A 26,497-nucleotide genomic window follows, 5' to 3' on the forward strand; every position below is an offset into this window, starting at 1 on the left:
GCCGATATTGGGATTGGCATTGCGGTAGGTCGCCCCGCATCGAGGGTCAAGCGCAGGATCACCTTATCAAGGACAAATCGCCGGCTTGACGCCTTCCCCTTCCCCTGCCACTCCATCGACCATGGAAACAATCCAGTCGAAAGCAGCCCAGGGGCGGGTCGCGGACGCGCCGAGCGGGCATTGGGTGTACCGCATCCTGCCGCGCGGCCTGTGGCCCTATGCGCAGCTCGCCCGCTGGGACCGGCCGATCGGCTGGCAACTGCTGTTGTGGCCGTGCTGGTGGTCGGCGGCACTGGCGGCGTCCGCCTATGCAAGGCCGGATGACAGCCTCGCTTCGCTGCTGCCCCAACTCTCGACGTTGTTGTTGTTCCTGATCGGCGCCGTCGCCATGCGCGGCGCCGGATGCACCTACAACGATCTGGTCGACGAGGGCATCGACAACCAGGTCGAGCGTACGCGCTCGCGTCCGCTGCCTTCCGGTCAGGTCAGCCGCCGGCAAGCCTGGGCGTTCCTTATCCTGCAAGCGCTCGCCGGCCTCGTCGTGCTGGTGCAGTTCAACAGCTTCGCCATCCTGCTCGGCCTTTGCTCGCTCGTGGTGGTGGCGATCTACCCGTTCATGAAGCGAATCACCGACTGGCCGCAATTCGTTCTGGGGCTTGCGTTTTCCTGGGGCGCGCTGATGGGCTGGGCAGCCGAGTTCGGCGATCTCGACGGCCCTGCCATCCTGCTCTACGCCGGTTCGATCCTGTGGACGATCGGCTACGACACGATCTACGCCCACCAGGACAAGGAGGACGACGCCATCGTCGGCGTGCGCTCCACCGCGCGCCTGTTCGGCACCAACACCAAACCCTGGCTGGTCGGGCTCTACGGCGGGGCACTGCTGTGCTTCGCGCTGGCTTTCGCTTCCGCGCAGGCTCCCGTCGTGGCACTTGCGGGGCTGATCGCGGCCGGCGCCCACATGACGCGCCAGATCACCACGCTCGACATCGACAATCCCGACCAGTGCCTGCGGCTTTTCAAGTCGAACAATGTCGTCGGCTGGCTGATCTTCGCCGGCCTGATCGGCGCCGCCCTGTGGGTGGCGCTGAAGCCGATGATCTGAGAATGATCCCTCCCTCGAAGGGAGGGAACGAGTCATGCCCGGGCGATGATCTCCTCACCGCCGATGACCAGTCGAAGCCCGAGGTCTCCGGTGCGGCGGCGGGCGAGGAAGCGCGGCCGGCGCTGCGTGGAGATGCGGCCCTTGCGGCGCGCCTTGGGCGGCGCGGTCTTGACGACGGTGCCGAGCGACTCTTCCAGCGTGCGGGCGACACCATCGGCCTCGATCAGCAGCATCGGCAACCGATAGGCATCGGCCCAGGCGCGCCAGTCGGCGGCGATATCGTCGAGATCGTCTGCGACCAGCAGCGGCACCGACAACGCCGCGTCGTCGTGCAGCAGTTCCAGCGTCACCGTGACGGCACCCACGTCGTCCTCGATGGCGCGCGCGGCAACACCGCGGAAAACGTGTGCCGGCAGGGCGATGATGGCCGGCAGCCCGCTTCTTTCCAGCGTGCGGCGGAGGACGGCGCCGCGATGGTCGATGGTGACGGTGACGTCGCCCACATCGTCGCGCGTGGCGTAGCTGACTGCCTGCGGCAGGCGAAAGGGGTCCAGCCGCATGTTGCGGCCGGCCCAGACTGGCTTCAGTCCGGTGTTCATCGAAAAGCCTTCCTGTCTCTCCTGAGAGCCGGTTTCCCGGTTCCCTGCGGGCCGGTTATTCCGGCCTCTGTGCGAAGGAAGGTAGCGCGGGGCTGCTATCGCCCCGCTTAAGAAAGTCGGTTAAATTTTGCTGATCCGCCGCATGGTTATCTAAATGCAACCGGCGAAGCGCGGCACCGTCAGATGACCTTGCCGGGGTTCATGATGCCGGCCGGATCGAAAGCGGCCTTGACGCGCCGCATCAATTCGATCGCCATCGGCGGGGCGGTGGCGATCAGTTCGTCGCGCTTCAACTGGCCGATGCCGTGCTCGGCCGAAATCGAACCGCCGAGCGAGCGCACGACATCGTGGACGGCCCTGTTCATCGGTTTGTAAAGGCCAAGGAAGGCTTCGTCGTCGCCATCCACGGGCCGCGAGATGTTGTAGTGCAGGTTGCCGTCGCCCATGTGGCCGAAGCAGACGACGCGCGCGCCGGGACTGACCGAGCGAACCGCAGCCTCGCCCCTTTCGATGAAAGTCGGGATCGCCGCCACCGGCACGGATATATCGTGCTTGATGGAGGCGCCTTCCTTCTTTTGCGTCTCCGGCAGGACTTCGCGGAAATTCCAGAAGGCGTCGCGCTGGCTCAGGCTGACGGCGATCACAGCATCACCTGCCGTACCATCCTCCAGCATGGCGGCAAGGGTATCCTCCATCAGGCCGCGCGCGTCCTCGGCCGAGCCGCCGGACGAGATCTCCATCAGAACGTACCAGGGCCAGTCCTGGGCCAGCGGGCGCACCACGCCGGGTACATGGCGTAGCGTGAAATCGTAGGGCCGGCGGGCGATCAGTTCGAAGGCAGTGAGCGCGGAGCCGGCACGGCCGGTCGCGGCCAGGAACAGCGTCAGCGCCGCCTCGGGCGAACCCAGGCCGACGAACGCCACCTCGCGTCCCTTCGGCTTCGGGAACAGCTTCATGACGGCGGCGGTGATGACGCCCAGCGTGCCCTCGGCGCCGACGAACAGGTTCTTCAGGTCGTAACCGGTGTTATCCTTCTTCAACTTGCGCAGGTCGTCGAACACCTCGCCGGTCGGCAGGACGACCTCGACGCCGAGACAGAGTTCGCGCGCATTGCCATAGGCCAGCACGCCGGTGCCGCCGGCATTGGAGGAAAGATTGCCGCCGATCTGGCAAGAACCCTGCGCCGCCAGCGAGAGCGGAAACAGCCGATCGGCGGCGTCGGCCGCCTCCTGCAAGGTTTGCAGGATGACGCCGGCTTCGACGGTCGCCGTGTTCGACTGCACGTCGATCTCGCGGATGCGGTTCAGCCTGGACAGGGAAAGCACCACCTGCCGGCCCGAGGCATCCGGCACCTGCGCGCCGACAAGGCCGGTATTGCCGCTTTGCGGAACGATGGGCGTGCCCGTCTCGCTGGCCAGCCGCATGATGCGGCTCACCTCCTCCACGCTGCCGGGCCTGAGCACCAGCGGCGTCGCGCCGTGCCACAGGCCGCGCCGCTCGGTGAGGTACGGCCCGATCTCGGCCTGATCGGTCAATGCATAGCGATCGCCGACGATGGCCGCGAAGCGGGCGACAAGAGCGGGATCGATGGCGCGGGCAACAGTTTCCATGACGCGGAAACTATGTCGGTGGCAGCGGCTTGTCACGCGGCGCGGCGGCACGGGCGAGACGGTCGTTGATTGCCTCCCCCAGTCCTTCCCATGGGATCGGCTCGACGGCGATGACAGGGGAGCCGCTTCGATCCAGTTCGGCCATAAAGCCGAACAGGTTCGCCGCCGCCTCGCGCAGGTCGCCGGCCGGCGACAGGTTCTTCACCGCCACCGCGTTCCCGGCATCCCGCGCCCACGCCGGCCCGAAAGCCAGCAGCGCCTCGCCCGGCCGCACCGCATCGGCATCCAGGCGCATGGCGGCATTCGGCGCGTAGTGCGACGCCAGCATTCCGGGCGATTGAACGCCCTTTGCGCCGCGTTCCAACCTGGCGCCGGCGACGGCTTCGATCTCATCTGCGGCGATGCCACCCGGCCTCAACAGCAGCAGACGACCGCCATCGACCTTGACGATGGTCGATTCCAGTCCGACTGGGGTTTTTCCTCCGTTGACCACCAGCGGAATCCGGTTGCCGAGATCCGCTTCGACCGCGGCGGCGCAGGTGGCGCTGATCCTGCCGGAGGAATTGGCGCTTGGGGCGGCCAGTGGCCGGCCAAGCCCCGCGATCAGGCCATGCGCGAAGCCGCGCGGCATGCGCAGCGCGACGGTGTCCAGCCCGGCCGTGACCAATGGATGGATGCCGGCGCCGGCCCGCAGCGGCAGGACCAGCGTCAGCGGCCCCGGCCAGAAATGCGCGGCCAGCCGGCGCGAAAGCGGGTCGAACACGCCGATGCGTTCGGCCATGGCGAGATCCGCGACATGGGCGATCAGCGGATTGAAGCGCGGCCGCCCCTTGGCCTCGAAGATGCGCGCCACCGCCGCGCCATTGGTGGCGTCGCCGGCCAACCCGTAGACCGTTTCGGTCGGAATGGCGACCACCTCGCCGGCATCGAGCAGCGTCGTTGCCCGGTCGAGTGCGGCGCCGGCTAAAATCACCTCAGCCATGTGAACCTCTTTGCGCGAGGTGCCTATACCCGCGCTTGCCGGCCAGCAAGACCGGTGCGGCCAAATCGGCGATCTTTAAAATGCGAAGTTCTCGTACAAGCCGCCATCAATCCGTGCCTGCTATGGTGACGGCCATGGTTCGGGCAACGGGGTCCATCATGCACGGTACAATCTTGGTGCTTTCTTTCGCGGCGACGTGCTTCGGCGCGCAGGCTTCCTCCATCGTCACGCTCGGCGGCACGCCGGAAGCCACGCCGTCCATCATTTCGCTCGGCGAGCCTGCCGTGGCCGTCAGCGACGACAAGGTCGCCGCCATACCGGCACCGCAGGTGCCTGAATCTTCCGAGCCGGTGCTTGCGCCCATGGTGATGCGTGGTGGTATCACCGGCGGCGCGTCCGCCAATCCGATTCCGGTTCGTTCGGAACCGGCAGGAGCCAGCGCGAAGCCGGGCGTCCAGACGGACAACCGCTCCGCTCCTTCGGTCGGCCAAAGCTCGCAGGCCGAAATCCCGGAACCGGTCAGCAACGGGCCGCGCCGCAAACCGATCTGACGGCAGCAGTCGGCACACCAATCCGCCGCAATTTCGTCATCGAGCCTCAGCAAGAATGCCCGGCATTCACGCCCAAAGGGCATTCAGGGGGCAATCATGAAAAGACTTGCAGCGGCAACCGCCGTCGGGCTTCTCGTCGCCGGTTTCGCGGCCACGGCCAAGGCCGACGAATTCCTGGGCAGCTACGTCGCCCGCATCTCCGACGAGGACCATTTCGCCAGCGACGGCTACCGGCTGGAGAGCGCCGCGCAGATGGTACGGCAGGACCGCGCCAACTATCACAAGTTCCACCGCCGCGACCGCGACGACGAGCGCGACCGCTGGTTCCGCGGCAACGACGACAGGGCACGGCTGGAACGGATGCTGCAAAGGCCCGGCGCCATGAGCGGCAGCACCAGGAACGCCATCGTCAGGGGCGAGCCGCTGATCCAGGTGGACGTCTATACGCGCTCCGTGCGGGTGACCGTGCTGGAGCGCTGAGGTCCCGCCTCATCGAGGCGTTCGCCACGCAGAAAGCCGGGCGCCTGGCTTCTCGTCCGTTGTTATCCGGCGATCTTGGAGAAATCGGCGACCTGACCGGTCGCCGCCCGGATGCGTTCGAGCAGCGCCAGGCGGTTGGCGCGCACGGCCTGATCCTCGTCGTTCACGAGAACTTTCTCGAAGAATGAATCGACGGGTTCGCGCAACACGCTAAGCGCCAGCATGGCGGCGGAAAAGTCTTCCTTTTGAATCACTTCGCCGGCTTGGCTCTCAGCCTGATTCACCGCCGCAAAAAGCTTCTTCTCGGCATCCTCGCGCAGAAGCGACGGGTCGACGGCCACCGCAACGGCCGTGCCCTTCTTCTCCTCGGCGGCGAGGATGTTGGCGGCGCGCTTGGTGCCGGCGAGCAGGTTGCTGCCGTCCTCGGTGTCGAGGAATTTTCCGAGCGCCTCGACGCGGCGCACGATGGTGAGCAGGTCGTCCGATTGCGGCGTGATGACGGCATCGATCAGGTCGTGCCGCGCGCCCTGGTCGCGGAGATAGACCTTCAGGCGATCATGGAAGAAGGAGAGGAGGTCGCCGGTCAACGGCTTCGCCTTGTCGGTCGCTTCCGCGCGGACACGCTGTTCGTATCCGCCCACGGCATTGTCCAGATCCTCCTCGCCGTCGACATCGCCGGACTTCTGCGCGTCGAGCTTCTTCTGGAAAGCGTCGAGCTGTTTCTCGATGCGCGGCTCGTCGTGCCAGGCCAGAGCCGAGGTGAAAAGCTTCGTCAATTCGAGCTTGTTGCTGCCGGCAAGCGCAAGGCGAATGACGCCCAACGCCGCCCTGCGCAAAGCATACGGGTCCTTGCTGCCCGTCGGTTTCTCGTCGATGGCCCAGAAGCCGGCCAGCGTGTCCAGCTTGTCGGCCAACGCCACGGCGATCGACACCGGATCGCTCGGCACGCGGTCGGACGGGCCTTGCGGCTTGTAGTGTTCTTCAAGTGCCGCCGCCACGGACGGATTTTCGCCTTGCAGCAAAGCGTATTTGCGACCCATGGCGCCTTGCAACTCGGGAAATTCGCCCACCACTTCGGTCTGCAAGTCGGCCTTGGCCAAGGTCGCGGCGCGGTCGGCAAGGTCCGGGTCGGCGCCGACGACGGGCGCCAGTTCGCGCGCCAACCGGCGGATACGCTCCACCCGTTCACCCTGCGTGCCCAGCTTGGCATGGAAGGTGACGTTCAAATGATCGAGGCGTGCCATGCGCTGATCGAGCGGCTTGCCCAAATCCAGATCGAACTTTTCGGCCGACGCCTTCAGCGCGCCGAGGTCCGGCAGGTCCGACTGGTCGGTCTTCCAGAAATACAGAGCGTCCGACAGGCGCGCGCGCACCACCTTGCCGTTGCCGCGCGCGATCTCGGCGCCGCCGTCGCTCGCCTCGATGTTGGCCGTGACGAGGAAACGATTGGAAAGGTTTTCGGCCTCGCCCTGCGGACGGGTGACGAAGCATTTCTGGTTGGCGCGGATGGTCAGCCGGATGACCTCTGCCGGAATGCCAAGGAAATCCTTCTCGAATTCGCCCATCAGCACGACCGGCCATTCGACCAGTCCGGAAACCTCCTCCAGCAGCCCCTCGTCCTCGACGAGGTCGAGGCCGTTGGCGAAAGCAAGATTCTTCGCGTCCGCCAAAATGCTCTGTTTGCGTCGCTCGGCGTCGACGACGACCTTTGCCGCCTCCAGCTTGGCCGCGTAATCGTCGAAGCGCTTGACCGTGATGGCCCCCGGCGCATGGAAACGATGGCCGAAGGTGACGTTGCCGGAGCGGATGCCGTCGATCTCGAAATCGACCACGACAGGCTCCTCCGTCTCCGGCCCGAAGGTACAGACGATGGATTGCAGTGGCCTGACCCAGCGCAGCGCTTCGCCGCCGCGCCCCTCGACACCGCCGTAGGAACGGCCCTTCGGCCCCGAGGCGGCACCCCAGCGCATCGACTTCGGCCAGGGGAAGGCGCGGATGACCGCGCGCACCAACTCGGCAATGATTTCTTCGGCCGCACGGCCCTCCTTGACGATGTGGGCGACATAGAAATCACCCTTCTTCGGGTCGGACTGGATCTCGGCCTCCGCCACCGAAGCCAACCCGGCCTTGCGCAGAAAACCCTGGATAGCCTGCTCGGGCGCCTTCGTCGACGGGCCCTTGATCTCGTCGCGCACATCCTTCGAGCGCGCGGTCAGGCCGCGAACGTCCAGCACCAGCCGGCGCGGCGTCCAATATTCGCGGGCGGCCTCATAGGTCAGGCCGGCATCGACCAGACCGTCGGTGATCATCTTCTTCAGATCGCCGGCAGCCTTCCTCTGCATGCGCGCGGGGATTTCCTCGGAGCGGAGTTCAAGAAGAAGGTCGGGCATGGTGGGCTCTTGGCGAAGGACTGTCGCGGCGCGGCATAGCAACTCAGCTTGCCGCTGTCACCCTTGCGGGTCGGAACGACAAAAATTTCGCAGGCCTGTCGGCTCCGGTCCGGCCCGCGCGTCCTAGGGGCACAACGCACATCGACAGGAACGACGCACTGAAGCGGCGACGCTCAGGCAGGAAACTATTGGGCAAGACGACCATGAAGACCGCCTCGTCAATTCTCCAGACCATCGCCCTCGGCGCCCTGCTCGCAGCCCAGGTGCATGGCGCCATCACCATGCCGGGCGTGCGCCAGGCACTGCGCATCATCGGCAACCAGACGTCGCCCGTCTTCTGCAATTCCGGCAATCAGGTCATGACGGCCGGCTATTCCGGCACAAACGCGGAGTTGCTCGAACCCTGCCCGTGAACCCTTTGAAATTACGCTGCGAAATCGCCCGCCTCGGTCAGCAGGAACGCCTCGCCGCAGGCCTTGGCAAGGTTGCGCACGCGCAGGATATAGCTCTGCCGCTCGGTCACCGAGATGACGCCGCGCGCATCGAGCAGGTTGAAGCAGTGCGAGGCCTTGATGCACTGGTCGTAGGCAGGCAGCACCATGCGGTGCGCACCGCCGTCCTTCGGCGCGCCGGCAGCCAGCAGCGCCAGGCATTCCTTTTCGGCGTCCTCGAAATGGCGGAATAGCCGCGCCGTGTCGGCATACTCGAAGTTATGACGCGAATATTCCTGCTCGGCCTGCAGGAAGACGTCGCCGTAGGTGACCTTGTCGGCGCCCTCGCGGCCGTTGAAGTTCAGGTCATAGACATTGTCGACGCCCTGCACGTACATGGCGAGGCGCTCCAGCCCGTAGGTCAGTTCGCCCGCAACCGGGGCGCATTCGATGCCGCAGACCTGCTGAAAATAGGTGAACTGCGACACTTCCATGCCGTCGCACCAGCATTCCCAGCCGAGCCCCCAGGCGCCCAGCGTCGGGCTTTCCCAGTCGTCCTCGACGAAGCGGATATCGTGCAGGAGCGGGTCGATGCCGATCGCCTCCAGCGAACCGAGATAGAGTTCCTGCAGGTTCGGCGGGTTCGGCTTCAGGATCACCTGATACTGATAATAGTGCTGCAGGCGGTTGGGGTTCTCGCCGTAGCGCCCGTCCTTCGGCCGGCGCGACGGCTGTACGTAGGCGGCGTTCCACGCCTTCGGCCCAAGCGCCCTCAGCGTCGTGGCCGGATGGAAGGTGCCGGCGCCGACTTCCATGTCGTAGGGCTGGAGCACGACGCAACCGTAGTTCGCCCAGTAGTCGTGCAGCGTCAGGATCAGCCCCTGGAACGAGCGGCTGGGATGCATATGGACAGGTACGGCGGTCACGGAAACGGCCTCAAGGCAATGGCTGGGTGCGCCATTCCCTAGAGGGCACGCCGGGAAGCGTCAAGCGAACGTGTCCAAGGCGAAATCTTTGCTGCCGGTTGGCTCATTGCCGCCACTCGAATCGACGGCTAGGGCCAGGACGGTTCTCAACTGGGAAACGCCCGATGTCCGACCGTCTCGTCGTCCGCCCGGTCTCGCAGACCGATTTCGACGATTGGCTGCCGCTTTGGGACGGCTATAACGCCTTCTACGGCCGCGCCGGCGACACCCGGCTGCCGGACGAGATCACGCGAACGACCTGGACGCGCTTCTTCGACGCCTACGAGCCGGTCCATGCGCTGGTGGCGGAAAAGGACGGCAGGCTGGTCGGCCTCGTGCACTACCTCTTCCATCGCAGCACCATATCGATCGCGCCCAACTGCTATCTGCAGGACCTGTTCACCGACGAGACGACACGCGGCCAAGGCGTAGGGCGAGCCCTGATCGAAGCCGTCTACGAACGGGCCTCAGCCGCCGGTGCGCCGCGCGTTTACTGGCTCACGCACGAAACCAATCACACGGCGCAGGCGCTCTACAACAAAGTCGCCGAGCACTCCGGCTTCGTGGTCTATCGGAAGATGTTCTGAGCTGAAGGGCCGTTGGGGCCGTGTCGGGGACAGGTGCCAGCGGAGCCGGTTGGATGTAAGCGCCGGCGCTTGCAGGTTGCCGCCCTACGCGGAGCGGCGCCCGGCCCGGGTCCCGCTGCCTCCGGCAACTCCCGGGCGTTCGTGGCCTTCCATCGTGCCACCGGCACGATGAATTCGCTTCGCGAACCGGCCACTCACCCCTTCGGCGCGGGCGTCGGGGCCGGCTTCGGCTTCTGCATTTCCTGCGCGGTGTTCTTTTCCACCGCCGGCAGGCCCTCGCGCAGCTTCCGTTCGATCGTAGCGAGCACGTCCGGGTCCGGCTTCAGGTCGCGCGCGGTGCGCCACTGATAGGTCGCCTCCAGCTTGCGGCCGACGCGCCAGTAGACGTCGCCCAGATGATCGTTCAGCACCGGGTCCTCCGGCTTCAGCGAAACGGCGCGCTCCATCTCGCGCACGGCGTCGTCGTAGCGGCCGAGCTGATAGTAGGCCCAGCCGAGCGAATCGACGATGTAACCGTCGCTCGGCCTCAGATCGACGGCCTTCTGGATCATCTCAAGGGCTTCCTTAAGGTTGGTGCCCTGATCGACCCAGGAATAGCCGAGATAGTTCAGCACCTGCGGCTGGTCGGGATAGAGCTCCAGCGCCTTGCGGAAGTTCGGCTCGGCCTTCGGCCATTCCTTCAGCCGCTCATAAGCGATGCCGCGCTGATAGAAGATGTTCCAGTTCGCCTTGGTCGGCGTCTTCAGGCGCTCGACCGCCTTGTCATAGAGATTGGCGGCGGAGCGGTAGTCCTCCTTCACCGAATAGACGCCGCCGAGCGCCAGGTAGCCGCGCATGTCGTCGGGATGGGCATCGACGAGCGCCTTGAGATGCGCGACGGCCTCGTCCTTCTGGCCGATATCGGCAAGGTTGAGGCCGAGCTGGAGGTCGGCGACCTCCTTGAGCGGCGAGGTCGCGGGAATGCGGCGGTACAGTTCGATGGCGCGCTTGCCGTCCTTCAACTGCTCGGCAACGGCTGCAAGCTGCATCAGTGCGGCGTCGCTGTCCGGCTTCAGGGCGAGCGCATATTCGAGATAGAGGCGCACGAAGGGCTCGCCGCCGCCGCGGTTGAGCGCGGTGGCAAGGTCGAGCAGGATTTCGGACGCGCCTTCGGCCGGCGAAGCCACCAGCGGCTCAGGCTTGCCGCCCTTGGTGATCTCCTCGCGCAGGGCCACGATCTCGGGCTTGCCGGTAGCGAACCCTTCGGCCTGATCCAGCACGGCGAGTGCCTTGTCCTTGTCGCCCTGGCGCGCCAGGAACGAGACGTAAGCCTCGGCGCAACGCATCCAGGTTTCGGGCGCGGCGCTGCCGGCCGCTGTGTCCTTGATCGTCTCGGCGTAGATTTCGCCCGCCTTGTCCGTCAGGCCGGCGGCGTCAGCGATCAGCGCGCGATGGTAGGATTTAAACAGGTCGAACCATTCCGGCCCGTCGAGCTTTTCGACGAAGGCCATGGCGTCGGCGCCCTGGCCGGCTCCTTCCTTGGCCCAGCCGGTCATGATGCCGGTAATGAGCTTGTCGATATCGGCGGCCACCGACAGCTTCAGCCAGTACTGCGCCTTGTCGTAATCCTTCTTCTTGAACGAATCGACGGCCAGCACCAGCCGCGAGAAGCGCTCGACGTCCGGCACTTCCTTGAGCTTGTCGGCATAGGGCAGCGCCTCTTCGAAACGGCCCTGCGCGACCAGCGTCAGCATCAGGCTCTGCTGCAGCGCCGTATCGTCGGGCGCGAAGGCCAGCGCCTGCTTGTAATAATCGACGGCGCTGTCGAGGTCGTTGTCGGCTTCGGCGACGCGGGCGGCCAGGAATGCGCCCGAAAAGGACGTGATCTGGATCGGCGGGGCCGGCTTGTCCTCGGCCCGGCCCGGCTGGCCGGAGGCCATCAGCACCGCGAGGACTGCAAGGCCCGAGAGCCAGCGAGCGCGTCTATGCCGCATTGTCTTCCTTTCCGACAGGGCGCGGCCCCTGCCATGGCAAGGGCTATTCCAGCGAGCGTTTTTCGGGGCGAAGCATGGCCATTTTGCGGTCACGCCTCGATCACGCCCGATTTTTACAATCCGGACGCCCGATTAACAAAGCGCAAACCACGATGCCGCCGCATCGCTCACGAAACCCGGCTGATGCAGAAATCGATGACGTCGATCAGCGCCGATTTCTGCGGCGTCGCCTCCAGCGGCGCCAGCGCGTCGCGGGCGATCTCGCCGAAATGGCGCGCCCGCCCGATGGTGTCGGCTATCGCCGCGTGCCGCTTCATGAGCCCGATGGCCTGCTCCAGGCCGGTATCGTCGGCCGAATTCTGCTCGATCGCCTTCTTCCAGAAGACACGCTCGCTCGCCGTGCCGCGCCGGTAGGCCAGAATCACCGGCAGCGTCACCTTGCCTTCGCGGAAATCGTCGCCGACGTTCTTACCGAGGTCCTTCGAGGAACCGCCGTAGTCCAGCGCATCGTCGATCAGCTGGAAGGCGAGACCGAGGTTCATGCCGTAGGAGCGCAGCGCCGCGCGATCCGTGCGCGTGGCGCCCGCGATCACTGGCCCGACCTCCGCCGCCGCCGAGAAAAGGGCCGCGGTCTTGGCCTTGATGACGGCGAAATGCTCGTCCTCGGTGGTCTCCAGGTTCTTGGCGGCGGCCAACTGCATGACCTCGCCCTCGGCGATCACCGAAGCGGCGCTCGACAGGATGTCCAGCGCGTCGAGCGAGCCGACGTCGACCATGACGCGGAAGGCCTGACCGAGCAGATAGTCGCCGACCAGCACGCTGGCCTGGTTGCCCCAGATCATGCGGGCCGTCTTCTTGCCACGGCGCATACCGCTTTCGTCCACGACGTCGTCGTGCAGGAGCGTGGCGGTGTGCATGAACTCGACCGCCATGGCGAGCTTGACATGGCCGTCGCCGGAATAGCCGAACATCTGCGCGGCGGCGAGCGTCACCATCGGGCGCAGGCGCTTGCCGCCCGAGGAAATCAGGTGGTTGGCGACCTGCGGGATCATCTCGACGTCCGAACCGGCCTTCGACAGGATCAGTTCGTTGACGCGCGCCATGTCGGCCGCCGTCAGGTCGATCAGGTGCTTGATGGAGGCGGCTTCCCGCTTTCCGTCCTCGAGGTTGACTACGACACCCACTAAAAACTCCGCGTCCCGCTGTTCGCCCGCGTTCTTTCGAACCGCAAGGAGTCTAGGCGGCGCCCGCATGCCCGGCAAGGGGCGAATTGGCGCGGATCACAGGCTGCGACGGCGCCCTTGCCCGAAGCGCCGGCATGGCTACTGTGGCGAGGATCGCAACGTCCGTCCGACCCCGGAGCGATCAGGAAAGGTGCCGATGACGAGAGACTGGATCGAGCGGTTCTGGCGGACCCTGTCGCTGGCCGGGCTGCTTGCCGGCACGCTGTTCTTCGCCGCTTCGCTGACGCCGTCGCTGATCCCGCGCGACTTCACGGTCCAGGGCGTCCTTTCCGGCATCGCCTTCAGCGCCGGCTATGGCATCGGCGTGTTCGGCCAATGGTTGTGGACCTGGCTGGAACTGCCGCTGCCGCAAGCGCGCGGCGCGCGCATCGCCAAGCAGGTTGCGGCCGCCGCCTGCGCCGCCATCGCGCTGGCCTTCCTGTGGCAGGCCTCCGCCTGGCAGAATTCCATCCGCAGCCTGATGGGCATGGAGCCGGTGGACAGCGTGCGCCCGTTCCAGGTCGGCCTCATCGCGCTTGTCGTCTTCGTGGTGCTGCTTGGCCTGGCGCGCCTGTTCCGGCTGACCGGGCGCATGACGTCGCGAAGGCTTCGCCCGTTCGTGCCGCGCCGCATCGCCGCTGTCGTCGGCAGCGCGGTTGCGGCGATCCTCTTCGTCGGCGTCGCGAACGGCGTCTTGCTGCGCTACGCGCTGCACGTCGCCGATTCGTCCTATCGCGCCATGGACGAGTTGATCGAGGACGGGACCAACCCTCCCACCGACCCACAGAAGACCGGCAGTGCGGCTTCGCTGCTCACATGGGAGGGGCTCGGCCGCGCCGGCCGCGATTTCATCTCCAGCAGGCCGTCGGCGCAGGATATCAGCGGCTTCCTCGGCCGCGACGCCCAAGAGCCGATCCGCGTCTATGTCGGGCTGGGGTCCGCCGAAACGCCCGCCGAGCGCGCAAGGCTGGCGCTGGAGGAATTGAAGCGTGTCGGTGCTTTCGAGAAATCCACGCTGGTCATCATCACGCCGACCGGCACAGGCTGGGTCGATCCGGCTGCCGCCGACACGCTCGACTATCTGGAAGGCGGCGACGTCGCCAGCGTCGCCATCCAGTATTCCTACCTGGCAAGCTGGCTGTCGCTGCTGGTCGAGCCCGGTTACGGCAGCGACGCCTCCCGCGCGCTTTTCCACGAAGTCTACGACTACTGGACCACGCTGCCGAAGGATCATCGGCCCAGGCTCTATCTCTACGGCCTCAGCCTCGGGGCGATGAATTCCGAACTGTCGAACGAGCTGTTCGAGGTGCTGGGCGATCCCTATCAGGGCGCGCTGTGGGCCGGCCCGCCCTTCGCCAGCCGCATCTGGCGCTCGATCACCGAGCGCCGCAACGCCGGCACGCCGTTCTGGCTGCCGCGCTTCCGCGACGGCTCCTATGTGCGCTTCACCAGCCAGAAGAACGTGCTCGACATTCCGGGCGCGCAATGGGGGCCGCTGCGCGTCGTCTACCTGCAATATGCCAGCGATTCGGTCACCTTCTTCGATCCCTATTCCTTCTACCGGGCGCCCGAATGGATGACCCGGCCGCGCGGCCCAGACGTGTCGGACCAGTTGCGCTGGTATCCGATCGTCTCCTTCCTGCAATCGCTGGTCGATCTCGCCTTCGCCACCACCACGCCGATGGGGCACGGCCACGTCTATGCGCCCGAGCACTATATCGACGCCTGGGTCGCGGTGATGGGACTGCAATGGACGCCGCAAGACATAGCGAGGCTGAAGGCGCATTTCGCCGGGAAGTGAGGCCGATGCGACCGTCATTTACATCGCCGTCCCAAGCTGCGAATTTCGCGCCATGATCGAACTTGTCCGCACCAACGACGTCGTCATCATCTCCTTCGTCGAAGCGCTGATGCGCGACGCCGGCATCGGCTTCCTGGTGGCCGACCAGAACATGAGCGTGCTTGACGGTTCGATCGGCGTCCTGCCACGCCGCATCCTGGTCGAAAAGGACCGGGCGGACGAGGCGCGCCGCATCCTCACCGACGCCGGCATCGCCCACGAGATGCGCGTTCCGTGAGTCCTCGGCCATGAACGCACTCCCCGCCGGGACGGCGCAGACAGTCGACGCCTTCCATCGCGGACGCTTCTTCCTTGTCCAGCCTGCCGCAAGCGGCCACCGCGCCGGCATGGACGCCATGATGCTGGCCGCAAGCGTGCCTTCTGCCTTTGCCGGACGGCTGGCCGATTTCGGCGCCGGCGCCGGAGCCGCCGGCCTGGCCGTGCTGTCGCGCTGCGCGGCGGCCGAGGCGGTGCTGGTCGAGCGCTCGCCCGAGATGGCCGCCTTCGCCGAGGCGACGCTGGCGCATCCCGGCAACGCCGCCTTGCAGGGCCGCGCCTCGGTCCTGCAAGCCGACGTGACTCTAACCGGGCGGGCGCGGGGGGCAGCAGGCCTCGCCGACAACGGCTTCGATTTCGTCGTCATGAACCCGCCCTTCAACGCCGGCGCCGACCGCGCCACGCCGGACGCGCTGAAGCGGGCCGCGCATGTCATGGAAGACGCCCTGTTCGAGCGCTGGGTGCGCAGCGCCGCCGCTGTCGTGAAACCGCGCGGCGGCCTTGCCGTCATCGCCCGGCCCGAACAGCTGGCGGAGTTGGTTGCCGCCGTCTCGGGCCGCTTCGGCGGCGCCGAGATCCTCGCCATCCATCCGCGTGCCGACGCCGCCGCTATCCGCATCGTCTTGCGCGCCTGGCGCGGCTCGCGGGCAAAACTGTCGCTCAAACCGCCGCTGGTGCTGCATGAGTCCGGTTCCGACCGCTTCTCGGCCCGCGCCGACGCCATCAACAACGGACTTGCCTCGCTTTTCGGCGATTGACGCCTCTTTGATATTGGATATTGCCGCCGCGCGGCAAATGCCTACATGCTTTCAGCCATTGCCGGAGAACACCTTGCGCCGTCTCATCAACCGTCTGCTGCCGAAATCCTGGCGTTCCGACGCCGTCACCATCCCCGTCATCCGCCTGCAGGGCGCGATCATGGCCGGCGGCAGCCAGTTTCGGCCGGGCCTGTCGCTCGCCACCACGGCCGGACTGATCGAAAAGGCCTTCGCCTTCGAGGCACCGGCGGTGGCGATTGCCATCAATTCGCCCGGCGGTTCGCCGGTACAGTCGCGGCTGATCTACAAGCGCATCCGCGACCTGGCGACGGAAAAGAACAAGCGTGTGCTGGTCTTCGTCGAGGACGTAGCGGCCTCCGGCGGCTACATGATCGCGCTCGCCGGCGACGAGATCATCGCCGATCCCTCCTCCATCGTCGGCTCGATCGGCGTGGTGTCGGCGTCCTTCGGTTTCCCCGAACTGTTGAAGAAGATCGGCGTCGAGCGGCGCGTCCACACCGCCGGGCAGAACAAATCCGTGCTCGATCCGTTCAGGCCGGAGAAGAAGGAAGATGTCGAGCGGCTGAAGGCGCTGCAACTGGAGGTGCATGAAACCTTCATCGACATGGTCAAGGAACGGCGCGGGCCGAAGCTGAAGGACGATCCGGACCTGTTCACCGGCCTGTTCTGGACCGGCAAGCGCGGCCTCGACCTCGGGCTGGTCGACACGCTGGGCGACATGCGTGGCGTGCTGAAGCAGTGCTATGGCGCCAAGACCCGCCTCAAGCTGATCAGCCAGCCGCGCGGCCTGTTTTCCCGCTTCGGCCTGTTCGGCTCGAAGGCGGAACCAGCCGACATCGCGGCGGCAGCTGCCGGCGGCCTGGCGGATGCGGCGGAGCAGCGCGCCCTGTGGAGCCGTTACGGCCTTTGAAAAGCCGCATGAAAGGTCTAGCATGGGCGAAAATCGCATTGCTGGCCGCGTAACCGCCCCTGAGGCAGGAGCATCGACATGCCGCAACTCATCCTGTTCACCATCGTCGGCATCGCCGCCTATGTCGGCTACCGGTCGTTCGTGCGCGAGGCCCAACGGGTGACCGCCAAGGTCCGCCGCGCCGAGAAGCAGCAAGCCAACGGCGCTATGGGCACGCTGGTGCAGGACCCCAAGACGGGCGAATACCGGCTGGCCAAGGACTGAGCCTTCGGCCGACCGCACACCGTGGACATCGCGCTTCCTCCCACCGATCCGGCCGTCACCGAGCTGGCGCCGGCAAAGCTCAATCTCGCGCTGCATGTGACCGGCCGGCGCGCCGACGGTTTTCACCTGCTCGAAAGCCTCGTTGTCTTCACCCGCTTCGGCGACCGGCTGCATGTCGAGCCGGCGGCAGAGGACGGCTTTGCCATCGACGGCCCGTTCGCCGACCAGCTTGACGCCGGCGCCGATAATCTCGTCCTCCGCGCCCGTGAAGCGTTGCGGCAGGCCCTGCCGGAACCGGCGCGACAGGCGCTTGCCCCCGTCACCATCCGGCTTGAAAAGAACCTGCCCGTCGCTTCCGGCATCGGCGGAGGATCGAGCGACGCGGCCGCCGCGCTGCGCTCGCTGAACCGGCTGTGGGGCAGCAAGCTGGACGACCGCGCCCTTGCCGACATTGGCGCCGGTCTCGGCGCGGACGTGCCGATGTGCCTGACCGCCCGGCCACTGGTCGCCAAAGGCATCGGCGAGATCGTCGAGCCGGTGGCGGATTTCCCGACGCTCGCGCTGGTGCTGGTCAATCCGGACGTTGCCGTGGCGACGCCCGAGGTGTTCGCCCGGCTGACCCGGCGCGACGGCGAAAGCCTGCCTCCCCTGCCCGGCGCGATCGATTTCCATTCGCTGCGGAACTGGCTGGAAACCACGCGCAACGACCTCGAACCCGCCGCGCGCGAAATCCAGCCGGCTATCGGCCACGCGATCGCGGCACTGGACAAGGCCGGCTCCGGCTTCTCGCGCATGTCCGGTTCCGGCGCCACATGCTTCGGCCTGTTCGAGACGGGCAACGTCGCCAAGCGCGCAGCCCTGGCCATCAGGGCCAAGCACCCCGGCTGGTTCGTGGCGGCGACGCGCGGCATGCCCTCGCCGGGTCGAAGCGAAGAGGCGTGAACCGTGTCCGACCGACCCTTCATCCCCGTCCGCATCGCCGTGCTCACCGTTTCCGACACGCGCACGCTGGCCGACGACAAGTCCGGGCAGACGATTGTAGACCGCATCGCTGAAGCCGGGCACCTGCTTGCCGACCGCGCCATCGTCACCGACGATCGCGAAAAGATCCGCGCCAAGGTTCTGGCCTGGTCGAAGGACGAGGGCGTGGATGTCGTCATCACCACCGGCGGCACCGGCTTCACCGGCCGCGACGTGACGCCGGAAGCACTGGAACCGATCTTCGAGAAGCGCATGGACGGCTTCTCGGAAGTCTTCCACCGCATCTCCTTCGACAAGATCGGCACCTCGACGATCCAGTCGCGCGCCACCGGCGGCGTCGTCAACGCCACCTTCGTCTTCGTGCTGCCCGGCTCGCCCGGCGCCTGCCGCGACGCCTGGGACGGCATCCTGAAGGCGCAGCTCGACTACCGCCATATGCCATGCAACTTCGTCGAGATCATGCCGAGGCTGGACGAGCACCTGCGGCGCGGCGGGAGCTGAATATCGGCGCACTTCATCGTCGCCACGCCCTGCTCTCGCAGTCTGGCCATTGTCAAAGAACGGACCTTGCGAACAAGGTCGGGAAGCGGGCGCGGGGGCCGTGTCTGCTAAGTTAAATAATGGCGCGGCATCCCGCGCCCGCCGGTGTCTTGCCTCCCCGAGGGTCGCTGCCGCCTTTCGGGCGGCCCGCTGGCTCGGTCGAGGCCCGGACTTGGGGGTTCATCGCCCAGCCGCCTACCGTAGACGACCAGCCCGGCACCGTCTCCTGCCACAAGCGCCCGGTTCGCGACCCGCGTTCCCGCACAGGAGATGGCGGGCAGTATGGAGCGGGTGGAAAGGACGGGGATAGATTTCGGGAAGTTTTTTGCGGAAAGAGACGCGGCGAAGGCGCTCCTTTCTCCGCGACGGAGGAGTTGTCGCATGTGGTGCAGTACCCCCACCCCTAACCCCTCCCCGCAAGGGGGAGGGGGACGCTGACGCCGCCGTTTCAGCCGAAATCGGCAAGATTGGCGCGCTATAGCGGTGCCGCAAAGTCCCCCTCCCCCTTGCGGGGAGGGGTTAGGGGTGGGGGTCTGCGCCATATGCAGCAGCCGTACCATCTGCGGGGAGAGGAGAACTTCGCCACTGCGCTCCGCTCAGCTTCCGGAACTACAAGCGCACAGCGTTCGCACCGCTTTAGCCTGCCCGCCGGCAGACAGGTGCCAGCTCTTACGGTCGCCGGAACCCCGTCGGGCCGCCGTAGAGGTAGCCGATGCGCTGAACCGCTTCGCGCAGGCCCTCGCGCGAGACCTGCATGGTGTGGCCGTTGGCGTGGATCATGATGTCGGCGTCAAGCATGACGGCGACGTGGCCCTTCCAGAAGACGAGGTCGCCGCGCCGCAGGCCGGAATAGTCGGCGCCGGGATCGAGCGGTTCGCCCAGCCCGTTCGCCTGCATGTCGGAATCGCGCAGCACGTCGCGCCCTGTCATGCGCATGGCAAGCTGGACGAGACCTGAGCAGTCGATGCCGAAACCGGAGACGCCGCCCCATAGATAGGGCGTATTCTCGAACTGCTCGGCCACCGTGACATAATCGGCCGCATTCTCGCCGATGCGCGCGAGATGGCCGACGATCACCGCCTCACCGGACGGCAGCAGCGCATAGGTCGTGCCGCGCGTCTCGGCCGTGCCGGTCACCGTCAGCGCCGAACCCATGGAGAGGGCCTCCCCGCGCGGGAAACGCAGGTCCGGACCGGGATAAAGGAAGGTGCGCGGCACCGAGACCAGATGCGTCGGCGCATGATCGCGGCCGGCGAGCGCCGAGGCCGCGACATAGCCGACATAGCCGTCGCGCGCGCCCTGCACCCAGGCGAAGTCGGCGGCCTCGTCGAACACCGTCACGTCGTCGCCGAACAGGAACTGGGTGTCGATGCCGCTATCGGGGCGCGGCTCGCGGCGCACGTCGGCGACGGGCACCGCAATGCGCGCCGGTCGCCCGGTGACGAAGCGTGCGGCTTCCACCTCGCCCTCAAGGCGCTTGTCGGCGAGATCGGAGCGGAAGGCGTGCAGGCGGCGGTCGCGAACGGTCAAGATTCAATCCAGTATCAGGGCCAGTAACAGGGCCAACCATCAGATCGGCAGGTCGAGTGCCTTGGCAACGATAGCATCGCCGAGCCGCTCGACATAGAGCGCACCTTCCACCGTGCGTTTGACCAGCACATTGCGGCGGTCAAGCTCGTCGCGGTGGCGCGACACCAGCTTCAGCGTTCCCATCGTATCGAGCGCGCGGGTGATGACCGGCTTGGTGACGCCAAGCCGCGCCGCCAGCGCGCGAATCGTGTGCGGCGGCGGGTCGAGGTAGATGGTGAGCAGGATCGCCATCTGGCGCTGCGTCAGGTCGGGCGCGTCGTCGCGCACCTCGGCCAGCAGAACCTGCTGCCAGAGCCGCATCGCCTGGGACGGTCGCATGGTGATCGCCATGCCGGCATTGTGGCGGCAAATCGTTTCGGATGCGTTTCAGATGGAGATCAGCCGAACCGGCTCGAAATCACCTTCTCCAGCGCGCGGATCGCCTGCGCCTCGCCGCCGGCAAGGCCATGTGGCCGGTCGGCGGGGTTCCATGCGAAGATGTCGAAATGCGCCCAGCTTCTGGCCTTCGCCACGAAGCGGCCGAGGAAGAGCGCCGCCGTCACCGAGCCGGCGAAGGCGTCGGCCGTGACGTTGTTCATGTCGGCCACCTTGGAGGACAGCTTCGCCTCGTAGGGCCTCCACAGCGGCATGCGCCAGAGTGGGTCCTCGACCGCGTGCGACGCGGCCGCCAGATCGCCGGCAAGCGTATCGTCGTGGGTGTAGAAGGGCACGAGATCCGGTCCGAGCGCGACGCGCGCGGCGCCGGTGAGCGTCGCCATGTCGATCAGAAGGTCGGGCGTTTCCTCGTCGGCCAGCGCCAGCGCGTCGGCGAGCACCAGACGGCCCTCGGCGTCGGTGTTGCCGATTTCCACGGTCACTCCCTTGCGGCTCGTCAGCACGTCGCCGGGGCGGAAGGCGTTGGCCGAGATGGAGTTTTCCACCGCCGGGATCAACACGCGCAGCCGCACCTTCAGGCCCGAGGCCATGATCATCGAGGCGAGCCCCAGCACGTTGGCCGCGCCGCCCATGTCCTTCTTCATCAAGAGCATGCCGGATGCCGGCTTGATGTCGAGGCCGCCGGTGTCGAAGCACACGCCCTTGCCGACCAGCGTCACCTTCGGCGCGCCTTTCGGCCCCCAGGCGAGGTCGATCAGGCGCGGCGCCTCGGCCGAAGCGCGGCCGACGGCGTGGATCATCGGGAAGTTCTTCTTCAACAGGTCGTCGCCCTTGACGACGGAAACCGTCGCCTTGTGGGCGCGGGCGAGGCCGCGCACGGCCTTTTCCAGCGCCTCCGGCCCCATGTCGCTGGTCGGCGTGTTGACGAGGTCGCGCGCCAGCATGGTGCCGGCGGCGAGCCGCTCCACCCGGGCGGCGTCGGCGCCTTCCGGCAAGGCGAAGCGCAGCTCCCTGCCCGGCTTCTTGCCGTAGCGGGTGAAGACGTAGCCGCCGAGTTGCAAGGCCAGCGCGGCAAGGTCCGGGTCGGCCGGCTGTGCTGCGAAATGCCAGTCGCCTTCCGGCAGGGTACGCGCCAGCGCGCCGAGCGCCAGCATGCCGTCTCCGTGCCCGAACAGGGCGCCGGCCAATGCGCCGTTTTCGCCCGGCACCAGCAATGCGCGGCCCGCGTCGCCGGAAAAGCCCGCGGCCTTCGCCCAGGCGGTCGCGGACGGCGGCAAGCCGGCCGCTTCCAGCTCTCCGGGCCGCACCAGATAGACCGGCAAGGACTTTTTCGATTTGCGGGAGACGATCTCGACGGGCATGGGCACTCCAGTGCCGAGCCGGACGGACGCCGACTCGCGCTTCTTAACCAAGCGTTAGGGTTAACAGAATATTTCTCGGCTGGGGAAGGCACCTTTCGACGGGAGCCTTTGTGCAACGGAGGCCTGATTCCATGTCGAGACATGCCGGCACGAGGGGCAAGGCCCGCTTCGCAGCGACGGCGCTGGCGCTGGTCATGGCGGCCGGACTGGCGGGCTGCGGCACCGACCGGATGAGTACGGGTTCGATCGGCCCCTCGCGCGGCAAGGCGGTGGAAACGATGTCGGCCGGCGAACTGCAAAGCGCCTCGGTAGCGCTCGGCCGGTCCTATGCGAGCAATCCCAACGACAAGGGACTGGCGATCAAATACGCTACCGTATTGCAGATGAACGGCGACGCCGACCAGTCGCTGGCCGTCATGCGCAAGCTCGCCATCGCCTATCCCAAGGATCGCGACGTGCTGGCGGCCTACGGCAAAGCGCTCGCCGCCAACGGCCAGCTCCAGCCGGCGCTGGACGCCGTGCGCCGGGCGCAGACGCCCGAATACCCGGACTGGAAGCTGGTTTCGGCCGAAGGCGCCATCCTCGACCAGCTCGGCCAGAAGGACCAGGCGCGCGAACGCTACCGCAAGGCGCTCGAACTCAAGCCGAACGAACCGTCGGTGCTGTCCAATCTCGGCATGTCCTATCTGCTCGGCGGCGACCTGCGCATGGCCGAAACCTATCTGCGCTCGGCCGCCCAGCAGCCCAGCGCCGACAGCCGCGTGCGCCAGAACCTGGCGCTGGTGGTCGGCCTGCAGGGCCGCTTCGACGAGGCCGAGAAGATCGCCTCGCAGGAACTGCCGCCGGATCAGGCCGCCGCCAACGTCGCCTACCTGCGCAAGATGCTGTCGCAGCAGAACGCCTGGAACCAGCTCAAGAAAGAAGACAAGGGCGGCGGCGCCGAAACCAACACCAACTGACCGATCCGCCGGCCCGCCGGCGGCCACCCGGCACGATCGACGAATGGAAAACCCGGCCGAACAGCCGGGTTTTTGTTTGGTCGCCGTCTGCGCCTTGCCCGGAAGGGCACGGCCACCCCTGCCCTATTTCGAGCTGTCCTGCGTCGACGCGTGCGCGGGGCCAAAAAGGCCGCCCTGCTCGCTGATCTGGATGCCGGCCGGGCCGAGGATGACGGCGAACAGCACCGGCAGGAAGAACAGGATCATCGGCACGGTGAGCTTCGGCGGCAGGGCGGCAGCCTTCTTCTCCGCCTCGTTCATGCGCATGTCGCGGCTCTCGGAAGCCAGCACGCGCAGCGCGTGGGCGACGGGCGTACCGTAGCGCTCCGCCTGGATAAGAGCCTGGCTGACGGACTTGACCGTTTCCAGCCCGGTGCGCGCGGCGAGGTTCTCGTAGGCCTGGCGGCGCTCCTGCAGGTAGGACAGTTCGGCATTGGTCAGCACGAACTCCTCGGCCAGCGCCACCGACTGGGAGCCGATCTCGTCGGCCACCTTGCGCAGGGCCGCCTCCGTCGACATGCCCGATTCCACGCAGATCAGCATCAGGTCGAGCGCATCGGGCCAGGCGCGCTGGATCGACTGCTTGCGCTTGGTCACCAGATTGGAGACATAAAACACCGGCGCGTAGAAACCCGCATAGGCGGCCAGAACGCAGATGAAGATCTTCACGAAGGTCGACTGCTCGGGCAGGCCGTCCAGCACGAAAACATAGACCACCGCCAAGGCAAGGCCGACGAACGGCAGGACCAGGCGGAAGAACAGGAACTTCGTCAGCGGATTCTGACCGCGGAAGCCGGCCATCTTCAGCTTCTGCATGGTCCCTTCGTCGGCCAGCGCGCGCTTCAGGTCCAGCCGCTCAACGATGGTGCGCATGCCCAGCGACTGTTCCTCGCGCAGGCCCTTGCGGCGGCGGTCGGCCTCGGCCGCCAGACGGGCCCGCTGCTTGGCGCGCAGTTCCTCGCGCTCCAGCGCGACCGACTTCATGCGGGATTTGAGCGGGTTGCCGCCGAAGGCCGGAACCAGCGTGAAGACGGTGGCGAAGACGGCGATGCCGACCAGCAGCGCGATGAGGAAGGAAGGATCGGTAAGGGTTTTGACGACGCCCATCGCTGCACCTACACGTCGAAATTGATCATCTTGCGCATCACGAAGATGCCGATCCCCATCCAGATGCCGGAGAGGCCGAGGATGAGATGGCCGGTATCGGTGGTGAACAGCGGCATGATGTATTTGGGGCTGGTGATGAAGGTCATGACCGCGACGACGAAAGGCAGCGCACCGATGATGGCGGCGGAAGCCTTGGCTTCCATTGAAAGGGCCTGCACCCTGGCCTTCATCTTCTTGCGGTCGCGCAGCACGCGCGAGAGATTGCCCAGCGCCTCGGAAAGATTGCCGCCGGCCTGGCTCTGGATCTGGATGACGATGCCGAAGAAACCCGCCTCGGGACACGGCATCGTCTCGGGCATGCGCATGGCCGCATCGGGGATCGACAGGCCGAGTTGCTGGGCGTCGACGATGCGGCGGAACTCGGTCTTGACGGGCTCCTGCGCCTCGTTGGCGATCAGGCGCACCCCGTCGTTGAGCGGCAGGCCGGATTTCACGGCACGTACGATGACGTCCAGCGCGTTGGGAAACTCGTCGAGGAACTTCTTGACGCGGCGCTTGCGGCGGAACGAGACGAGCCAGCGCGGCAAGCCGAGCCCGCCGACCAGCAGGATCGCCAGCGCGACGAACAGCGGCGCCCCGACCAGAAAGAAGAGCAAGGCCATCACCAGGCCGAAAATGCCCGAATAAAGATAGAAACGCTCGATCGTCACGGTCATGCCGGCCTGCCGCAACTGCACCTTGAGCGGCGGCTTCTTGACGTTGACGTCCTTGCGCTTCTGCTTTTCTTCCAGGTCCTTCAGCGAATCCTGCACGGACTTGCGGCGCTTGGCCACTTCGGCAACGCGGTCGCGCGAGGCCTTGGCCGCGGCACGGTCGCTGTCGGCCGCCTTGACGGTTTGCAGGCGCCGTCCGACCTGCTTTTCCCGACTGATGTCGTTGAACAGGAAGGCATAGGCGACCGCACCGGCGGCAAAGCCGGCCAGCGCCACGAAAGCCAGGGTCGTGGGATCAATTCCAAACATGATGCAAAGCCCCTGCCTTTCCCACGGCGGCGTCAGTCGGCCCGTTTCTCCATCGCCTCGAGCGCGGTCGCCAGGCGCAGTTCCTCGCCGAAATAGCGCGCGCGTTCCCAGAAATGCGGCCGGCCGATGCCGGTGGAGACATGCTCGCCCAGCAGGCGGCCGTTCTGGTCTTCGCCCTTGATGTTGTAGACGACGATATCCTGGGTGATGACGACATCGCCTTCCATGCCGACCACTTCGGTGACGTGGGTGATGCGACGCGAGCCGTCGCGCAGGCGCGCGGCCTGGATGATGACGTCGACCGAACCGACGATGATCTCGCGCACGGTTTTCTGCGGCAACGAATAGCCGCCCATGGCGATCATCGATTCCATGCGGTTGAGGCATTCGCGCGGGCTGTTGGAGTGGATGGTGCCCATCGAGCCGTCGTGGCCGGTGTTCATGGCCTGAAGCAGGTCGAACACCTCGGGGCCGCGCACCTCGCCGACGATGATGCGTTCGGGCCGCATGCGCAGGCAGTTCTTGACCAGGTCGCGCATGGTCACCTCGCCCTCGCCCTCGAGGTTCTTGGGGCGGGTTTCCAGGCGCACGACGTGGGGCTGCTGCAGTTGCAGTTCGGCCGAATCCTCGCAGGTTATGATGCGCTCGTCGCGGTCGATATAGTTGGTCAGGCAGTTGAGCAGCGTCGTCTTGCCGGAGCCCGTGCCGCCCGAGATGATGACGTTGCAGCGCACGCGGCCGATGATCTTGAGCACCTCCGCGCCTTCGGGCGAGATGGCGCCGAAGCGGACGAGCTGGTCGAGGGTGAGCTTGTCCTTCTTGAACTTGCGGATGGTGAGCGCCGTGCCGTCGATGGCCAGCGGCGGCGCGATGACGTTGACGCGCGAGCCGTCGGGCAGGCGCGCGTCGCAGATCGGCGAAGATTCGTCGACGCGGCGGCCGACCTGGCTGACGATGCGCTGGCAGATGTTGAGGAGCTGCTGGTTGTCGCGGAAGCGGATGCCGGTCGTCTCGACCTTGCCGTTGACTTCGATGTAGACGTTCTTGGAGCCGTTCACCATGATGTCGGCGATGTCGTCGCGCGCCAGCAGCGGTTCCAGCGGGCCGTAGCCCAGAACGTCGTTGCAGATGTCGTCGAGCAGTTCTTCCTGCTCGGCGATCGACATGGCGAAGTTCTTGATCGCGATGATGTCGTTGACGATATCGCGGATTTCCTCGCGCGCGCTCTCGGGATCGAGCTTGGCGAGCTGCGACAGGTCGATGGTGTCGATCAGCGCCGAAAAGACCTGGCTCTTGGTGTCGTAATAGGCCTCGGAGCGTTCCCGCGGGCCGCGCCGCGGCTCGGCGGCGAGCGGCGGAGCCTCGACGTTGCGGCGCGTGACCGGCGGCGGCGCCGGCGGAGCCAAGGGGGCGCTGGGAGGCGTTGCGGCGGGACGTGCGGGCGCCTCCGCCACGGCGGCGCGCGGGACAGCCTCGGCCGGCGGCGCCGCCGGCGCGGTCGGGCGGAACTCGGGAACACCCCGGTTGCCGTCGTCGTTGCCTCTTTTGCCAAACATGA

26 protein-coding genes are annotated in these 26,497 nt (G+C 66.6%); 13 read left to right on the forward strand and 13 right to left on the reverse strand.

What is annotated here, in order from left to right; all coding sequences use genetic code 11:
* Positions 1-121 precede the first annotated feature (121 nt).
* Positions 122-1,105 carry a 4-hydroxybenzoate octaprenyltransferase gene (gene ubiA, locus E6C48_RS16620; protein WP_136359246.1) on the forward strand — a complete coding sequence of 328 codons (984 nt, stop codon included), beginning with the start codon at positions 122-124 and terminating at the stop codon, positions 1,103-1,105.
* A gap of 32 nt (positions 1,106-1,137) precedes the next feature.
* On the opposite strand, the gene E6C48_RS16625 is transcribed toward ubiA, so the two are convergent.
* The 3 genes from E6C48_RS16625 to E6C48_RS16635 all read right to left on the reverse strand — a co-directional run bounded on the left by E6C48_RS16625 (position 1,138) and on the right by E6C48_RS16635 (position 4,296).
* Entirely contained in the window at positions 1,138-1,704 is a 567-nt protein-coding gene (locus E6C48_RS16625; protein WP_136359248.1) for a DUF6101 family protein, read from the reverse strand.
* Between the two features lie 179 nt (positions 1,705-1,883).
* Entirely contained in the window at positions 1,884-3,314 is a 1,431-nt protein-coding gene (locus E6C48_RS16630; RefSeq protein ID WP_136359250.1) for an FAD-binding oxidoreductase, read from the reverse strand.
* A gap of 10 nt (positions 3,315-3,324) precedes the next feature.
* Entirely contained in the window at positions 3,325-4,296 is a 972-nt protein-coding gene (locus E6C48_RS16635) for an L-threonylcarbamoyladenylate synthase (protein WP_136359252.1), read from the reverse strand.
* Positions 4,297-4,331: 35 nt separating this feature from the next.
* Between E6C48_RS16635 and E6C48_RS16640 the strand changes: the two genes are divergently transcribed.
* Together E6C48_RS16640 and E6C48_RS16645 are read left to right on the forward strand one after the other, a co-directional pair.
* Entirely contained in the window at positions 4,332-4,847 is a 516-nt protein-coding gene (locus tag E6C48_RS16640) for a hypothetical protein (RefSeq protein WP_168734561.1), read from the forward strand.
* Positions 4,848-4,943: 96 nt separating this feature from the next.
* Positions 4,944-5,327, forward strand: coding sequence for a hypothetical protein (locus tag E6C48_RS16645; protein ID WP_136359256.1), 384 nt, complete (start codon positions 4,944-4,946; stop codon positions 5,325-5,327).
* Positions 5,328-5,389: 62 nt separating this feature from the next.
* Here E6C48_RS16645 and glyS read toward each other — a convergent pair whose 3' ends face one another.
* Positions 5,390-7,717, reverse strand: coding sequence for a glycine--tRNA ligase subunit beta (gene glyS / locus E6C48_RS16650; protein WP_136359257.1), 2,328 nt, complete (start codon positions 7,715-7,717; stop codon positions 5,390-5,392).
* A 188-nt stretch (positions 7,718-7,905) separates the two neighbouring features.
* On the opposite strand from glyS, the gene E6C48_RS16655 reads away from it, so the two are divergent.
* On the forward strand, positions 7,906-8,130 hold the full coding sequence (locus E6C48_RS16655; protein ID WP_136359259.1) for a hypothetical protein: 225 nt from the start codon (positions 7,906-7,908) through the stop codon (positions 8,128-8,130).
* 11 nt (positions 8,131-8,141) lie between these two features.
* Here the strand turns inward: E6C48_RS16655 and E6C48_RS16660 are convergent, their stop codons facing one another.
* Entirely contained in the window at positions 8,142-9,053 is a 912-nt protein-coding gene (locus E6C48_RS16660) for a glycine--tRNA ligase subunit alpha (RefSeq protein WP_136359428.1), read from the reverse strand.
* Between the two features lie 185 nt (positions 9,054-9,238).
* Between E6C48_RS16660 and E6C48_RS16665 the strand changes: the two genes are divergently transcribed.
* Positions 9,239-9,700 (forward strand): GNAT family N-acetyltransferase, encoded by a 462-nt coding sequence (locus tag E6C48_RS16665; RefSeq protein WP_136359261.1) that lies wholly within the window; start codon positions 9,239-9,241, stop codon positions 9,698-9,700.
* Positions 9,701-9,894: 194 nt separating this feature from the next.
* On the opposite strand, the gene E6C48_RS16670 is transcribed toward E6C48_RS16665, so the two are convergent.
* Both E6C48_RS16670 and E6C48_RS16675 read right to left on the reverse strand, forming a co-directional pair.
* Entirely contained in the window at positions 9,895-11,673 is a 1,779-nt protein-coding gene (locus tag E6C48_RS16670; protein WP_136359263.1) for a tetratricopeptide repeat protein, read from the reverse strand.
* A gap of 167 nt (positions 11,674-11,840) precedes the next feature.
* Positions 11,841-12,857 carry a polyprenyl synthetase family protein gene (locus E6C48_RS16675; RefSeq protein ID WP_136359266.1) on the reverse strand — a complete coding sequence of 339 codons (1,017 nt, stop codon included), beginning with the start codon at positions 12,855-12,857 and terminating at the stop codon, positions 11,841-11,843.
* Between the two features lie 196 nt (positions 12,858-13,053).
* On the opposite strand from E6C48_RS16675, the gene E6C48_RS16680 reads away from it, so the two are divergent.
* The 7 genes from E6C48_RS16680 (at position 13,054) to moaB (ending at position 18,447) form a co-directional block, all read left to right on the forward strand.
* The gene (locus tag E6C48_RS16680) at positions 13,054-14,697 is read left to right on the forward strand and encodes an alpha/beta hydrolase (protein ID WP_136359268.1); all 1,644 of its coding nucleotides are present in this window, start codon (positions 13,054-13,056) and stop codon (positions 14,695-14,697) included.
* Positions 14,698-14,749: 52 nt separating this feature from the next.
* A complete protein-coding gene (locus E6C48_RS16685; protein WP_136359270.1) occupies positions 14,750-14,974 on the forward strand; it encodes a putative signal transducing protein in 225 nt (74 codons plus the stop codon).
* A gap of 10 nt (positions 14,975-14,984) precedes the next feature.
* Positions 14,985-15,770: a tRNA1(Val) (adenine(37)-N6)-methyltransferase gene (locus E6C48_RS16690; protein WP_136359272.1), complete on the forward strand. Its 786-nt coding sequence runs from the start codon at positions 14,985-14,987 to the stop codon at positions 15,768-15,770.
* 73 nt (positions 15,771-15,843) lie between these two features.
* The gene (locus E6C48_RS16695) at positions 15,844-16,701 is read left to right on the forward strand and encodes a S49 family peptidase (RefSeq protein WP_136359273.1); all 858 of its coding nucleotides are present in this window, start codon (positions 15,844-15,846) and stop codon (positions 16,699-16,701) included.
* Between the two features lie 78 nt (positions 16,702-16,779).
* Entirely contained in the window at positions 16,780-16,965 is a 186-nt protein-coding gene (locus tag E6C48_RS16700; protein WP_136359275.1) for a hypothetical protein, read from the forward strand.
* 21 nt (positions 16,966-16,986) lie between these two features.
* The gene (locus tag E6C48_RS16705; protein ID WP_230978812.1) at positions 16,987-17,907 is read left to right on the forward strand and encodes a 4-(cytidine 5'-diphospho)-2-C-methyl-D-erythritol kinase; all 921 of its coding nucleotides are present in this window, start codon (positions 16,987-16,989) and stop codon (positions 17,905-17,907) included.
* A gap of 3 nt (positions 17,908-17,910) precedes the next feature.
* A complete protein-coding gene (moaB, locus tag E6C48_RS16710) occupies positions 17,911-18,447 on the forward strand; it encodes a molybdenum cofactor biosynthesis protein B (protein WP_136359277.1) in 537 nt (178 codons plus the stop codon).
* Between the two features lie 708 nt (positions 18,448-19,155).
* On the opposite strand, the gene E6C48_RS16715 is transcribed toward moaB, so the two are convergent.
* Genes E6C48_RS16715 through E6C48_RS16725 form a run of 3 tightly spaced genes read right to left on the reverse strand, consistent with a single transcriptional unit; the run spans position 19,156 to position 21,812 of the window.
* The gene (locus tag E6C48_RS16715; protein WP_136359279.1) at positions 19,156-20,016 is read right to left on the reverse strand and encodes a C40 family peptidase; all 861 of its coding nucleotides are present in this window, start codon (positions 20,014-20,016) and stop codon (positions 19,156-19,158) included.
* A gap of 39 nt (positions 20,017-20,055) precedes the next feature.
* A complete protein-coding gene (locus tag E6C48_RS16720) occupies positions 20,056-20,406 on the reverse strand; it encodes a MarR family winged helix-turn-helix transcriptional regulator (protein WP_136359281.1) in 351 nt (116 codons plus the stop codon).
* A gap of 47 nt (positions 20,407-20,453) precedes the next feature.
* Positions 20,454-21,812 carry a leucyl aminopeptidase family protein gene (locus tag E6C48_RS16725; RefSeq protein ID WP_136359283.1) on the reverse strand — a complete coding sequence of 453 codons (1,359 nt, stop codon included), beginning with the start codon at positions 21,810-21,812 and terminating at the stop codon, positions 20,454-20,456.
* Positions 21,813-21,943: 131 nt separating this feature from the next.
* Between E6C48_RS16725 and E6C48_RS16730 the strand changes: the two genes are divergently transcribed.
* Positions 21,944-22,771 (forward strand): tetratricopeptide repeat protein, encoded by an 828-nt coding sequence (locus E6C48_RS16730; protein ID WP_136359285.1) that lies wholly within the window; start codon positions 21,944-21,946, stop codon positions 22,769-22,771.
* 123 nt (positions 22,772-22,894) lie between these two features.
* Here the strand turns inward: E6C48_RS16730 and E6C48_RS16735 are convergent, their stop codons facing one another.
* Genes E6C48_RS16735 through E6C48_RS16745 form a run of 3 tightly spaced genes read right to left on the reverse strand, consistent with a single transcriptional unit; the run spans position 22,895 to position 26,495 of the window.
* The gene (locus E6C48_RS16735) at positions 22,895-23,917 is read right to left on the reverse strand and encodes a type II secretion system F family protein (RefSeq protein ID WP_136359287.1); all 1,023 of its coding nucleotides are present in this window, start codon (positions 23,915-23,917) and stop codon (positions 22,895-22,897) included.
* 8 nt (positions 23,918-23,925) lie between these two features.
* Positions 23,926-24,939 (reverse strand): type II secretion system F family protein, encoded by a 1,014-nt coding sequence (locus tag E6C48_RS16740; RefSeq protein ID WP_136359289.1) that lies wholly within the window; start codon positions 24,937-24,939, stop codon positions 23,926-23,928.
* Between the two features lie 32 nt (positions 24,940-24,971).
* The gene (locus E6C48_RS16745) at positions 24,972-26,495 is read right to left on the reverse strand and encodes a CpaF family protein (protein ID WP_136359291.1); all 1,524 of its coding nucleotides are present in this window, start codon (positions 26,493-26,495) and stop codon (positions 24,972-24,974) included.
* Positions 26,496-26,497: the final 2 nt, after the last annotated feature.

The sequence above is a fragment of the Ollibium composti genome, from assembly GCF_004801285.1.
Lineage (GTDB): Bacteria > Pseudomonadota > Alphaproteobacteria > Rhizobiales > Rhizobiaceae > Mesorhizobium > Mesorhizobium composti.

Coding starts and splice junctions, on each gene's coding strand:
- ubiA (WP_136359246.1), top strand. CDS start 122: ATGGAAACAATCCAGTCGAAAGCAGCCCAGGGGCGGGTCGCGGACGCG.
- E6C48_RS16625 (WP_136359248.1), bottom strand. CDS start 1,704: ATGAACACCGGACTGAAGCCAGTCTGGGCCGGCCGCAACATGCGGCTG.
- E6C48_RS16630 (WP_136359250.1), bottom strand. CDS start 3,314: ATGGAAACTGTTGCCCGCGCCATCGATCCCGCTCTTGTCGCCCGCTTC.
- E6C48_RS16635 (WP_136359252.1), bottom strand. CDS start 4,296: ATGGCTGAGGTGATTTTAGCCGGCGCCGCACTCGACCGGGCAACGACG.
- E6C48_RS16645 (WP_136359256.1), top strand. CDS start 4,944: ATGAAAAGACTTGCAGCGGCAACCGCCGTCGGGCTTCTCGTCGCCGGT.
- glyS (WP_136359257.1), bottom strand. CDS start 7,717: ATGCCCGACCTTCTTCTTGAACTCCGCTCCGAGGAAATCCCCGCGCGC.
- E6C48_RS16660 (WP_136359428.1), bottom strand. CDS start 9,053: ATGCATCCCAGCCGCTCGTTCCAGGGGCTGATCCTGACGCTGCACGAC.
- E6C48_RS16665 (WP_136359261.1), top strand. CDS start 9,239: ATGTCCGACCGTCTCGTCGTCCGCCCGGTCTCGCAGACCGATTTCGAC.
- E6C48_RS16670 (WP_136359263.1), bottom strand. CDS start 11,673: ATGCGGCATAGACGCGCTCGCTGGCTCTCGGGCCTTGCAGTCCTCGCG.
- E6C48_RS16680 (WP_136359268.1), top strand. CDS start 13,054: ATGACGAGAGACTGGATCGAGCGGTTCTGGCGGACCCTGTCGCTGGCC.
- E6C48_RS16685 (WP_136359270.1), top strand. CDS start 14,750: ATGATCGAACTTGTCCGCACCAACGACGTCGTCATCATCTCCTTCGTC.
- E6C48_RS16690 (WP_136359272.1), top strand. CDS start 14,985: ATGAACGCACTCCCCGCCGGGACGGCGCAGACAGTCGACGCCTTCCAT.
- E6C48_RS16700 (WP_136359275.1), top strand. CDS start 16,780: ATGCCGCAACTCATCCTGTTCACCATCGTCGGCATCGCCGCCTATGTC.
- E6C48_RS16720 (WP_136359281.1), bottom strand. CDS start 20,406: ATGGCGATCACCATGCGACCGTCCCAGGCGATGCGGCTCTGGCAGCAG.
- E6C48_RS16725 (WP_136359283.1), bottom strand. CDS start 21,812: ATGCCCGTCGAGATCGTCTCCCGCAAATCGAAAAAGTCCTTGCCGGTC.
- E6C48_RS16730 (WP_136359285.1), top strand. CDS start 21,944: ATGTCGAGACATGCCGGCACGAGGGGCAAGGCCCGCTTCGCAGCGACG.
- E6C48_RS16735 (WP_136359287.1), bottom strand. CDS start 23,917: ATGGGCGTCGTCAAAACCCTTACCGATCCTTCCTTCCTCATCGCGCTG.
- E6C48_RS16740 (WP_136359289.1), bottom strand. CDS start 24,939: ATGTTTGGAATTGATCCCACGACCCTGGCTTTCGTGGCGCTGGCCGGC.
- E6C48_RS16745 (WP_136359291.1), bottom strand. CDS start 26,495: ATGTTTGGCAAAAGAGGCAACGACGACGGCAACCGGGGTGTTCCCGAG.